Annotated in this window: 12 protein-coding genes; all 12 read left to right on the top strand. The window is 69.5% G+C overall.

Annotated features, from left to right (window positions below):
• Window positions 1–99: 99 nt before the first annotated feature.
• The 12 genes from ACRAWC_RS11035 (at window position 100) to ACRAWC_RS10980 (ending at window position 11,583) form a co-directional block, all read left to right on the top strand.
• A complete protein-coding gene (locus ACRAWC_RS11035) occupies window positions 100–1,110 on the top strand; it encodes a LacI family DNA-binding transcriptional regulator (RefSeq protein ID WP_431347765.1) in 1,011 nt (336 codons plus the stop codon).
• 334 nt (window positions 1,111–1,444) lie between these two features.
• Window positions 1,445–2,452 (top strand): LacI family DNA-binding transcriptional regulator, encoded by a 1,008-nt coding sequence (locus ACRAWC_RS11030; RefSeq protein WP_431347764.1) that lies wholly within the window; start codon window positions 1,445–1,447, stop codon window positions 2,450–2,452.
• Window positions 2,453–2,540: 88 nt separating this feature from the next.
• On the top strand, window positions 2,541–3,794 hold the full coding sequence (locus tag ACRAWC_RS11025) for a sugar ABC transporter substrate-binding protein (RefSeq protein WP_431347763.1): 1,254 nt from the start codon (window positions 2,541–2,543) through the stop codon (window positions 3,792–3,794).
• A gap of 43 nt (window positions 3,795–3,837) precedes the next feature.
• Window positions 3,838–4,809: a carbohydrate ABC transporter permease gene (locus ACRAWC_RS11020; RefSeq protein ID WP_431347762.1), complete on the top strand. Its 972-nt coding sequence runs from the start codon at window positions 3,838–3,840 to the stop codon at window positions 4,807–4,809.
• Window positions 4,806–5,624, top strand: coding sequence for a carbohydrate ABC transporter permease (locus tag ACRAWC_RS11015; protein ID WP_431347761.1), 819 nt, complete (start codon window positions 4,806–4,808; stop codon window positions 5,622–5,624). Before ACRAWC_RS11020 ends, ACRAWC_RS11015 begins: the two co-directional genes overlap by 4 nt.
• A gap of 3 nt (window positions 5,625–5,627) precedes the next feature.
• Window positions 5,628–6,044, top strand: a complete 417-nt coding sequence (locus tag ACRAWC_RS11010) for a hypothetical protein (protein WP_431347760.1) — start codon at window positions 5,628–5,630, stop codon at window positions 6,042–6,044.
• Window positions 6,005–7,357, top strand: a complete 1,353-nt coding sequence (locus ACRAWC_RS11005; protein WP_431347759.1) for an amylo-alpha-1,6-glucosidase — start codon at window positions 6,005–6,007, stop codon at window positions 7,355–7,357. Before ACRAWC_RS11010 ends, ACRAWC_RS11005 begins: the two co-directional genes overlap by 40 nt.
• Window positions 7,354–9,288: a glycoside hydrolase family 127 protein gene (locus tag ACRAWC_RS11000; RefSeq protein ID WP_431347758.1), complete on the top strand. Its 1,935-nt coding sequence runs from the start codon at window positions 7,354–7,356 to the stop codon at window positions 9,286–9,288. Before ACRAWC_RS11005 ends, ACRAWC_RS11000 begins: the two co-directional genes overlap by 4 nt.
• Window positions 9,289–9,589: 301 nt before the next feature.
• Window positions 9,590–10,021: a hypothetical protein gene (locus ACRAWC_RS10995; RefSeq protein ID WP_431347757.1), complete on the top strand. Its 432-nt coding sequence runs from the start codon at window positions 9,590–9,592 to the stop codon at window positions 10,019–10,021.
• Complete coding sequence (locus ACRAWC_RS10990) at window positions 10,018–10,692, top strand: SDR family NAD(P)-dependent oxidoreductase (protein ID WP_431347756.1); 675 nt, start codon at window positions 10,018–10,020, stop codon at window positions 10,690–10,692. The genes ACRAWC_RS10995 and ACRAWC_RS10990 overlap by 4 nt, the downstream gene beginning before the upstream one ends.
• A 55-nt stretch (window positions 10,693–10,747) precedes the next feature.
• Window positions 10,748–11,086, top strand: coding sequence for an ArsR/SmtB family transcription factor (locus tag ACRAWC_RS10985; protein WP_431347755.1), 339 nt, complete (start codon window positions 10,748–10,750; stop codon window positions 11,084–11,086).
• The gene (locus tag ACRAWC_RS10980; RefSeq protein WP_431347754.1) at window positions 11,083–11,583 is read left to right on the top strand and encodes an SRPBCC family protein; all 501 of its coding nucleotides are present in this window, start codon (window positions 11,083–11,085) and stop codon (window positions 11,581–11,583) included. Before ACRAWC_RS10985 ends, ACRAWC_RS10980 begins: the two co-directional genes overlap by 4 nt.

Raw genomic sequence — 11,583 nt, 5'->3', positions numbered from 1 at the left:
CGCGATTCGTGCCGAATCGTGGGAATGCGCGGGTGGGAGCCGCGATTCGTGCCGAATGCGCGTGCGAGAATCGTGGTCGACCCGGCGAAGGAGGCTCGAGTGGCAACGATCGGCGACGTCGCCAGGGCCGCAGGCGTCTCGCGAAGCACGGTGTCGTACGCGCTGTCGGGCAAACGCGTCATCTCCGAGGAGACGCGGCAGCGCATCGAGGAGGCCATCCAGGTCCTCGGCTTCACGCCCAACGCCGGCGCCCGCGCCCTTGCCACCGCGCACACCAACGTGCTGGGGCTGTACCTCCAGTTCCAGGAGGACGAGTTCGCCCCCGCGATGCTGCAGTACGTCCTCCCGGTGTCGACGACGGCGCGCGCGGCGGGCTACGACCTCCTGATGGTCACCGACACGGACCTCGTCGGGGCGATCCGCCGGACCACCTCCTCGGCCATGGTCGATGGCGTCGTCCTGCTCGACGTCACCTACGACGACGTGCGGCTCGAGCCGCTGCGCGACGCCGCGCAACCCGCGGTCCTGATCGGTTATGCGCGGGATTCCGCGGGTTTCGACTCGTTCGACCTCGATTTCGGGGAGGCGGCGCGGATGGCCGTCGACCACCTCGCGGAGCGAGGTCACCGCGAACTGCTGCTGGTCACCCCGCCCGGCCATGTGGCGGACCGCGGCGGCTCCTATGTGTGGCGCTTCCGGGACGCGGCCCTCGAGCGGGCCGCCCGGTACGGCCTGCGGCTGAGCGTCCATGCCGGCGACTCGCGTCAACCCGGGATCACCGAGGAACTGGATCGCGCGTTCGGCGACCACCCCGAGGCCACCGCGCTGATCGTGCACAACGACGCGACCATCGCGGCGCTGCCGCGGTACCTCGGCGATCGCGGGATCCGCGTACCCGACGACCTGTCGGTGGTGGGCGTCTTCTCGCAGGACTTCGGGCAGGCGTTCTCGCTGCCGTACACGGCCGTGGAGTCGCTACCCGACCGGCTCGGCGAGCTCGCCGTCGAGCAGCTCGTGCGGCGCATTGCCGACCCGGCGACCGCCGGCGCACCGATCGTGCGCCTCATCGAGCCCGGCTTCACCGACCGGGGCAGCACCCGCGCGCTCTGACGAACGACCCCATTCGTGCCGAATGTCGCGGTTGGGCGCGCATTTCATGCATTCGCGCGGAAACGCGCGTCGGTGGCTTTTCATGCATTCGTGCGAATCGGGGCGTTGGGCGGCGGGCTTTTCGTGCATTCGTGCGGAATCGCCGCGTCGAGGCGCGCGGGATTCGTGCCGAATGCGGCGTTTGGGGCGCCGTTTCACCACATTCGGGCCGAATCGGGGCGAGGAGAGGGGATTAGCGAACCGCTTCGACTTGAAATACGGTCGAACGCGCGCTACAGTCATCGAACCGGTTCGATGACTCGAACCCTCGAATCGACGGTGAGGAGGCAGCAGCGTGGCAGTCACCATCTCGGACGTCGCCCGCCACGCAGGCGTGTCCGCGAGCACCGTCTCGTACGCGATCTCCGGCAAGCGCACGATCTCGCCCTCCACCCGGGAGCGGATCGACGAGGCGATCGCCGTCCTCGGCTTCACCGCGAACGCCGGCGCCCGCGCCCTGGCCACCTCCCAGACGATGGTGATCGGCCTGCTCACCCAGTTCCACCAGGACGAGTTCGCGCCCGCCATGCTCCAGTACGTGCTCCCGGTCTCGGACACCGCGCGGGAGCTCGGCTACGATATCCTGCTCGTCACCGAGACGGACGCCACGGCAGCTCTGAAGCGGGTGACCCGGACCGGCATGGTCGACGGTGTGGTCCTGCTCGACGTCATCCACGAGGACCCGCGGCTGGAGACCATGCGCGCGGCGCCGCAGCCCGGCGCGTTGGTGGGGCTTCCGAAGCACACCGAAGGTCTCGACGTCTTCGACCTCGACTTCGGCGAGTCGGCCCGCATGCTCGTCGACCACCTCTACGGCCTCGGCCACAGGGAGATCGTGGTCGTCTCGCCGCCGAAGCACGTCTTCGAGCGCGGCGGAGCCTACGGCTGGCGGTTCCGGGACGCCGCCCTCGAGCGGGGCGCCCGGTACGGCCTCCAGATGCACCCGTACTTCGGCGAGAGCCAGCAGCCGGCGATCGGGCACAGCATCAACGCGATCCTCGACGCGCGCCCCACGGCGACCGCCCTGATCGTCCACAACGACGCCACCATCGCGGCGCTGCCCGCGGTGCTGGCGGCGCGCGGAACCCGCGTGCCGACGGACCTGTCCGTCGTCAGCCTCTACTCCAAGGACTTCGGCCGAGCGTTCTCGCTGCCCTACACGGCGGTGGAGAGCTCGCCCGATCAGCTGGGCCAGAACGCGGTCCGGCAACTGGTGCGGCGGATCACGAACCCGGAGCTCGCAGGAGCGCCGGTCACCCGGTTCATCGCACCCGAACTGACGAACCGCGGAAGCACCCGATAACCCGACTCGAAACGCAGCGAACCTCGAACCCCACCGCTTCCGGGTCCCACCACACCGAACAACTGCACATCATTCAAGGAGGAATACTGTGATCGCCACCAAGCGCTCGCGCATCATCGGAGCCGCGGTCCTCGCGGCCACCATCATCGGCGGTGTCTCCGCCTGCTCAGGAGGCTCGGGCTCCGGGTCCTCCAGCAGCGCGGGCGGCGCCTACACGTTCTGGGACCCGTACCCCCAGTTCGACGCCTCCGCCGCCTGGACCAAGCTGGTCGAGCAGTGCGGCACCCAGGCGGGCGTCACCGTCAAGCGCACCGGCTACGACACCAGCGCGCTGACGAACAAGGCGCTCCTGGCCGGCCAGCAGGGCAGCTCTCCCGACCTGCTCCTGGTGGACAACCCGGTCGTCTCGACCCTCGCCGACGCCGGCATCCTGACCAGCACGAGCGAGAACAAGCTCGACACCTCGAACATCCAGAAGAACATCATCGCGGCGGGTCAGATCGACGGGAAGACCTACGGCGTCCCGATCGGCGCGAACACGCTCGCGCTCTACTACAACAAGAAGGTCCTGGCGACGGCCGGAGTGGACATCTCCACGGTCAAGGACTGGGCCAGCCTGACCGACGCGCTCGCCAAGGTGACCGCCGCCGGCAAGAAGGGCATCACGTTCTCCGCCATCGGCACCGAGGAGGGCAGCTTCCAGTTCCTGCCGTGGTTCTGGGGATCCGGCGCGAACCTGAAGCAGCTCGACTCCGCGAAGGCGCAGCAGGCGCTCAGCCTCTGGACCGACTGGGTGAAGAAGGGCTACGCGCCGAACTCGGTGATCAACAACACGCAGACCACGTCGTGGCAGGAGTTCGCCACCGGTGACTACGCGTTCGGCGAGAACGGCACGTGGCAGCTCGGCAACGTCAAGGCGGCCGGGATCGACTACGGCATCCTCAACATCCCGGGCATCGACGGCGGCTCGGCCCCTGCGCCGACCGGCGGCGAGTTCATGACCATCCCGGTCCAGAAGGACACCGCCCGCTATGCCACCTCGAAGAAGATCGCCGAGTGCCTCACCAGCACCAAGAGCTTCGTGAACACCGACAACACGCTCTCCTACATCGCCCCGACCGCGGCGGCGCAGCAGGAGCAGGTGGCCGGCAACGCCGAGCTCAAGCCGTGGGTGGACGCCGTCGCCGCCGCGAAGGGCCGCACCAGCGACAACCTGGGCACCAAGTACCCGAAGATCTCGCAGCAGCTCTGGGGCGCCGTGCAGAACGCGCTCTCCGGCTCGCAGACCCCGCAGGCGGCACTGCAGGCCGCGCAGACGGCAGCCGCTGCCGCGACGAAGTAACCGCGCCACGAGACAGCGCGACCGAGCAACAGAGGTAAAACCGATGACAACCCTCCAGACGGCGCCGAACGGCTCCGTCCGACCCGACGGCGGGGTGGCGAAAGCCGCCACCCCGCCCCGGCGCCGCTCCCGGCGGCGCAGCGGCCAGTGGGCCGCCTGGGCGTTCCTCGCCCCGGTGGTCGTCTACCTGGTCGTGTTCTACGCCTTCCCGCTCTACCGGAACATCGAGCTGAGCGTCCGCGACTACACCGTCCGCTCGTTCGTGATGGGCGACGCCCCGTTCGTCGGACTGGACAACTACGTCAAGGTGTTCCAGAACCCGACCTTCGCGCCGGCGATCATCCACACTGCGCTGTTCACCGTCATCTCGATCGTCTTCCAGTTCTCGATCGGGATGGTGCTGGCGGTGTTCTTCCACCAGAACTTCCGCCTCTCCGGCACATTGCGCGCGCTGTTCCTGGTTCCGTGGCTGCTCCCGCTGATCGTGTCCGCCTCCTCCTGGTCGTGGATGCTGAACAGCGACTCGGGCGTGGTCAACGCCGCCCTGCACGCGTTCGGGATCGCCCCGGTCAACTGGCTCACATCGCCCGACTGGGCGCTGACCAGCGTGATCATCGCCAACATCTGGATCGGCATCCCGTTCAACCTGGTGATCCTGTACTCGGGTCTGCAGAACATCCCCACCGAGCTGTACGAGGCCGCGTCGCTCGACGGCGCCAACGCGTGGCAGAAGTTCTGGCGGGTCACCTTCCCGCTGCTGAAGCCGGTGTCGGCGATCACGATCCTGCTCGGACTGATCTACACGCTCAAGGTGTTCGACATCATCTGGATCATGACCCGCGGCGGCCCCGGCACCGCGTCGACCACGCTCTCGACCTGGTCGTATCAGCTCGGCTTCGCCTCCACGCTGCCCGACTTCAGCCCGGCGGCCGCGGTCGGCAACATCCTCATCGTGATCGCCTTGATCTTCGGGCTCATCTACATCCGCACGCAGCGAAAGCAGGACCTCGCATGAACGGCAAGCGACCCTGGTGGAAGACCGTGCTCGGGATCGTCCTGACCGCCCTGATGCTCTTCCCGGTCTATTGGATGATCAACGTCTCGCTCACGCCGACGAGCCTGATGCGCAAGAGCCCGCCCGATCTGTTCCCGTTCCACGCCACCTTCGAGGGCTACCAGGCCGTCATCAACGACCAGCTCCCGAACCTCGGCACCAGTCTCCTCGTCGGTCTCGGCACGGTCGTGCTCACCGTCGCCATCTCGGCGCCGGCCGCCTACTCGCTGGCGAAGCTGCGCCCACGGGGGAGGGGCGTGCTCAACTTCCTTCTGCTGATCGCGCAGATGATCCCCGGGATCATCATGGCGATGGGCTTCTACGCGATCTACCTGAACCTCGGGCTGCTCAACAGCATCGGCGGGCTCATCATCGCGGATTCGACCCTCGCCGTCCCGTTCGGCGTGCTCATCTTCTCCGCGTTCATGGCCGGGATCCCGGATGAGCTGTTGAGCGCGGCGAAGATCGACGGCGCCGGAACGTGGCGGACCTTCCGCAGCATCGTGCTGCCGGTCAGCCGCAACTCGATCGTGACGGTCTCGCTGTTCGCGTTCCTGTGGGCGTGGTCGGACTTCATCTTCGCCTCGACGCTGAACTCCGGGGGCCCGTTGCAGACGGTCACGCTCGGCATCTACAAGTACATCGGCAACAACAACCAGGAGTGGAACGCGATCATGGCCACCGCCGTCGTCGCCTCGATCCCTGCCGCCGTGCTGCTCGTGATCGCCCAGAAGTACGTCGCAGCCGGGGTCACGGCCGGCGCGGTCAAGGACTGACACATGGCCGGCGACACAGACCTCGCGCTCGACATCGACGAGGTGCCGTTCTCCACGCGCGGCTCGTGGCTGGACCTCTCCCGCATCGTCGGCCTGCATCGCCGGGTGGACGACATCCACCTGGTGACGCACCGGACCGGGATTCACCCGGTCCTGCGGCTGATCCCACAGCTCGGCGGGGCGGCAGCGGACGCCCGCGTCGAGCTGAGCCCGCATGCGCTGACGTGGGTGCACGACGGCGGGACGGTGACCGCCGTGTTCGACGGCCCCGACGCGCTCCGCCTCCGCGGCGACGGGCTCGGGATGCGGTTCGCCGCGCCCGCCGAGCTCACCCCTTCACCGGCGGCTACCTCCTCCGTGACCCCCTCGACGGCGCGTTCGTGCTCACGAGCTACGAGTCGGGCCATCGCTACCGGCTGACGGTGCTGAGGGGAGACGCGGAGGTCGTCGGCGCCGGGCTCACGGGCAGCGGCGAGCGGCACGTCTCGCTGGGCGCCGACGCGCGGTGGGAGGTCGCGCTCGAGGAGCTCGGCACCGCGGCGGCCCCGTACGCCGCCCCGGCGACCTTCGACGAGCTCGTGGCGCGGCAGCGGAGTGCTTTCGATGGCTACGCCGATCGCCTCCGCGGTCCGGCAGACGAGTCCCCGACGACACGGAAGGCCGCCTATGTCATGTGGTCCGCCACCGTCGACCCCGCGGGCTTCGTCGGCCGGGAGGCCGTCCTGATGTCGAAGCACTGGATGGACAAGGTGTGGAGCTGGGACCACTGCTTCAACGCCCTCGCGCTCGCGCCGAGCGACCCCGGCGCCGCACTCGACCAGTTCCTCCTGCCGTTCGACCACCAGGACGCGTCGGGCGCCCTCCCGGACTCGGTGACGCACTCGGAGGTTCTCTTCAACTTCGTCAAGCCGCCCATCCACGGCTGGGCGTTCCGCGAGCTGGAGGCCCGAACCGCGCGACCCTTCACGTCCGTGGAGCTGGCCACGGTGTACGAGCGACTGGCCGCCTGGACGAGGTTCTGGCTCGATTCCCGTCGTGCGCCCGGCCATGCCCTCCCGTATTACCAGCACGGCAACGACAGCGGCTGGGACAACTCGACCACGTTCGACGCCGACCGCGTCATCGAGGCTCCGGATCTCGCGGCGTTCCTGATCGTGCAGCTCGACGTGCTCGCGGAGCTGGGCGACCGGCTCGGGGAGGCGTCCGGGCACTGGCGGGAAGCCCGCGAGGGCCTGGCGCGCGCACTCTTCGACGAGCTGTGGACGGGCGACGTGTTCGTCGCCCGCTCGGTCGAGTCGGGCCGGCCGAGCAGCGCGACCAGCCTCCTGAACGCCCTCCCGATCGTGCTCGGCGAGCAGCTTCCGACGGACATCGCCGAACGGCTGGCCAGCACGGTCGCCGATCACGTGACCGAGTGGGGTCCCGCCACCGAGCCCGTCACGTCGCCGCGGTACGAACCCGACGGCTACTGGCGAGGCCCGATCTGGGCGCCCTCCACGGTTCTCATCGAGTACGGGCTGCGCCGCGCCGGCTGCGACGCGCTCGCCGACCGCATCAGCGCGGGCTTCCGCCGCGTCTGCGAGCGGTCCGGCTTCGCCGAGAACTTCGACGCCGTGACCGGGGAGGGCCTCCGCGACCGCGCGTACACCTGGACCGCCAGCGCCTACCTCCTCCTGAACGCGGCTGCGCACGACCGCGACACCGCCCGCCTCCTCACCATCGGAGAAAAATGACCGACACGCTTCCGAAGGCCACCGCGCCCGTCACGACCACGTCCGGGGGACCGGTCGCGCCCTCCCGTTCGCGGCTGCGTCCGCTGAGCCTGGCGGAGGCGCGCGTCGTGGGCGGATTCTGGGGCGAGCGCCAGGAGCTGAACGCGTCGGCGATCATCGGCCACTGCGAGACCTGGATGGAGCGGATCGGCTGGATCGGCAACTTCGACCGGGCGGCGGCGGGGACGGTCGCGGCCGAGCACGCCGGGATCGAGTTCGTGGACTCGGAGGTCTACAAGCTGCTCGAGGCGATGGCCTGGGAGGTCGGCCGCGCCGGCGATCCCGCGCTGGAGGAGCGCTACCGGTCGCTCGTCGCCCGGGTGGCCGCCGCGCAGGAGCCGGACGGCTACCTGCACACCTCCTTCGGTCGCGACGGTCAGCGTCCGCGGTACTCCGACCTGGAATGGGGCCACGAGCTGTACTGCTTCGGCCACCTTCTGCAGGCGGCGGTGGCGCGCTTCAGGACCGGCCACGACGACCGCCTCGTGGATGTCGCCCGCCGCCTCGCCGACCACGTCTACCGCGAATTCGGCCCCGAGGGCAGGGAGGCGGTCTGCGGCCACCCGGAGATCGAGCCGGCGCTGGTGGAGCTCGGCCGAGCGCTGGACGAGCCTCGCTACGTGGAGCTCGCGGGGCTTTTCCTCGAGCGCCGCGGCAGGCGCACGCTCGCGACGACGCTCTTCCAGAGCAGCGAGTACTTCCTGGACGATCAGCCGCTGCGCGACGCGGAGGTGCTGCGCGGCCACGCCGTGCGCGCGGTCTATCTCGCGTCGGGCGCGGTCGACCTGGCGGCCGAGCGCCGTGACGTCGAGCTGCTGGCCGCGATCGAGACGCAGTGGGCGAACACGGTCGCCAAGCGCACCTACCTCACCGGCGGCATCGGCTCCCACCACCAGAACGAGGAGTTCGGCCACGACTTCGAGCTGCCCGACGACCGCGCATACGCCGAGACGTGCGCGGCGATCGGGTCCGTGATGCTCAGCTGGCGGCTGCTGCTGCAGACCGGAGACGTGAAGTACGCCGACCTGATCGAGCGCACGCTGCTCAACGCCGTGCTGGTCTCCCCGCGCGAGGACGGCCGCGCCTTCTACTACTCGAACACCCTCCACCAGCGCGTGCTCGGGGTGGAGACGCGGGATGACGAGCTCAGCGAGCGGGCGGAGGCCAGCCTCCGCGCCCCGTGGTTCGAGGTCTCGTGCTGCCCGACGAACGTCGCCCGGACCCTGGCGAGCGTCTCCGCCTACTTCGTGACCGCGGACACGGACGGGGTGCAGGTGCACCAGTACGCGGACCTCGACGTGGACACGACGATCGACTCGGGCGCCCGGGTCGCGTTCGAGCTCCGAACCGGGTACCCGTTCGACGGCGGCGCGACCGTGACGGTGCTGAGCGACGGGGAGTTCACCCTCCGGCTGCGCGTGCCCGCCTGGGCGGCCGGTGCGGAGGCGGTGTCGGCCGACGGGACGCCGATCGCGGTGACCGACGGCTACTTCACGCTCACGAGGAGCTTCCGCAGCGGCGACATCGTTCGTGTCTCCTTCGACATCGCGCCGCGCGTCGTGACGGCCCATCCCCGCATCGACGCCGCGCGCGGGTCGGTCGCCGTCGAGCGCGGCCCTCTGGTGCTGGCGCTGGAGTCCGTCGATCTCCCGGCCGGGGTCGACTTCGACAGCGTCCGGTTCGACCCCGCGCTCGCGCCCGAGGTCACCCCGGACGGGGCCAGCGTGCGGCTGCGGATCGCCCCCGATATAGAGGCCCGGAGCGCGTGGCCGTACGGCGACTTCCGGGCCGGTACCCCCACCGAGGTGGTCGAGGCGCGCCTCCACCCGTACTTCGCGTGGGCGAACCGCGGGCCGAGCCTGATGCGGGTGTGGATCCCGACCGCCGAGTGAGACCGCCCGGCCGCCGGCCGACGTCATCGGTGCCGGCGGCCGGGCTTCGAACAGGCGGCGGTCGCCGGGCAGCGCAGTCGAACGCGGACGCCTCGACCGTCTCAGTGGGTTGCACTCCGAGGCGACAGCGCCCCTTCTTGTGCGGATTATCAGACGCGGCGTGCGTGAGCGCGGTGGACTCTGTGAGTGTGGTCCGGGTCCCGAGGGCCTGGTGAAGGGCGCGCGTAGCTTCGATGTGGGCGTCCGAGTCGCCCGCCCCACCTCACCGAACCCGACCCCTCGAGACGCAGGAGCACGATCGATGACCGCAGAAACCAGTTCGAAGAGCAGCCGGATCGTCTTCGCGATCCTCTCCGGGATGACCGCCCTCGGCGTGGTCCTGCAGGGGCTCTGGGCGGGGCTCTTCCTGTCCTCGGACAATCGCCCGGAGACCTGGGTGCACGTTCACGACGTCGGTGCGTGGGCGACCCTCGTCCTGGCCGCGGCGACGGCCGTCTGGGCGCTCGTGCGGCTGCGCCGCCGCGTCGCACTGCTCGTCGGCAGCATCGTCCTGGTGCTCCTCGTCGCCGGTGAAGCGCACCTCGGCGGCATGATCACGGACCGCGGGGCCGACGCTCTCACCGCCGTCCACGTGCCTCTCGCGATGGCGCTGCTCGGAGTCGCCGTCTGGCTTCCGGTCCACGCTCTGCGCAGTCGAGGGAGCCGGGGCCTCCCGGGTAACGTGGGCGCATGACAACTCTGGCGATCATCGGCGCAGGCCGTCAGCTCGGCGAGTCGCTCGCCCGCCGCTTCGGACGCGAAGGTTTCAGCATCGCGCTCCTCTCCCGCAACCAAGAGCGACTCGACTCCCTCGCGGCCGATCTCGCCGCCGACGGGATCACAGCGAAGGGGTACGCCGCCAACGTGCGCGATCCCGAAGCGCTCGTGAAGGCGCTCGACCTCGCCGCGCAGGAGCTCGGCCCGATCGAGGTGCTCAGCTACAACCCGCTTCCGGCGAAGGACTTCCTGCGGCCGCTGCTGGAGTCGACCGTGTACGACATCCAGGCCGCGTTGGAGTTCTCGGTGCTCGGGCCGGTCGCCGCGGTGCACCAGGTCCTTCAGGGCATGCGGGTGCTCGGCAGGGGGACGATCCTCTTCGTCAACGGCGGCAGCGCGGTTCAGCCGGTGCAGCACTTCGCGGGCACGTCGATCGCTTTCGCGGGTGAGACGGCGTATGCCGAGATGCTCGACCAGGCGCTGCGGGAGACGGACATCCACGTCGCGCAGCTGATCATCCCGGGCGGGATCATCCGGGGCGACAGCCAGAAGGACCCGGAGGTCCTGGCCGAGCTCCTCTGGAAGATGCACGTCGATCGTGATCGATTCCGCACCTTCGCCACCGAGCTCGAGGTCCAGCCGTACTGAGCACTCCCTATATTTCGGTGTTGCCTTAATTAAGACTCGACTGTAATATCGAGTGGTGAGCACGATCCCCACCACCGCCTTCGCCGCGCTGGCCGACCCCACCCGGGCGGCCATCGTCGACCTGCTCGCCCGACGCGGCGAGTTGGCGGCGGGGGAGATCGGCGCGGAGTTCCCGAGCAGCGCGTCCGCCATCTCCCAGCACCTGAAGGTGCTGCGCGAAGCGGGCCTGGTGACCGTGGAGAAGCGGGCGCAGCAGCGCGTCTACCGGCTGGACGCCTCGGCGCTCGCCGCCGTGGAGACCTGGCTGTCCGTCCGCGCCCGTCAGTGGAACTCGCGGATGGACAAGCTGGCCGCGCACATCGAGAAGACACGAAAGCAGGGAGAACTCTCATGAACGACACGACGGACATCGTGGTGCGGCGCATCCTGAACGCGCCGGTCGCCACCGTGTGGAAGCTGTGGACCGACCCCGAGCTGGTCACCGAGTGGTGGGGGCCCGAGGACTACACCTCGCCGTCCGCGCAGGTCGACCTGCGTGAAGGCGGCTCGTACGTGTTCAGCATGCGCGCGCCGGAGTACCAGGGCGGAGCCGAGAGCTTCACCGGTGGCGTCTACACGGCGATCGTGCCAGGGGAGCGGCTCGAATTCACGCAGAGCATCACCGATGAGGACGGCGTGCCGCTGCCCGACGACCAACTGCCGGAGGGCTTCACGCAGAACATCCGAACGGTCGTGGAGTTCGCCGATGTCGGCGGGCTCACCGAGCTCACGATCACCGAGAGCGGCTGGTCGCGCAGCCTGATGTCGGTGTTCGCGTACGCGGGCATGCACCAGTCGCTCGACAAGCTGACGACGGACGTCCTCCGCCGGCTGACCGCCGCGGCCGGCTGA

It is taken from the genome of Leifsonia sp. L25 (genome assembly GCF_050632895.1).
Note: the sequence above shows the minus strand (reverse complement) of the source record. Positions and strands in the feature narration are given on the sequence as shown.

Bases quoted from the DNA above. Each gene is read 5' to 3' on its own strand.
- ACRAWC_RS10995 (WP_431347757.1), top strand. From the start codon at position 9,590: ATGACCGCAGAAACCAGTTCGAAGAGCAGCCGGATCGTCTTCGCGATC.
- ACRAWC_RS10980 (WP_431347754.1), top strand. From the start codon at position 11,083: ATGAACGACACGACGGACATCGTGGTGCGGCGCATCCTGAACGCGCCG.
- ACRAWC_RS11000 (WP_431347758.1), top strand. From the start codon at position 7,354: ATGACCGACACGCTTCCGAAGGCCACCGCGCCCGTCACGACCACGTCC.
- ACRAWC_RS10990 (WP_431347756.1), top strand. From the start codon at position 10,018: ATGACAACTCTGGCGATCATCGGCGCAGGCCGTCAGCTCGGCGAGTCG.
- ACRAWC_RS11010 (WP_431347760.1), top strand. From the start codon at position 5,628: ATGGCCGGCGACACAGACCTCGCGCTCGACATCGACGAGGTGCCGTTC.
- ACRAWC_RS11020 (WP_431347762.1), top strand. From the start codon at position 3,838: ATGACAACCCTCCAGACGGCGCCGAACGGCTCCGTCCGACCCGACGGC.
- ACRAWC_RS11015 (WP_431347761.1), top strand. From the start codon at position 4,806: ATGAACGGCAAGCGACCCTGGTGGAAGACCGTGCTCGGGATCGTCCTG.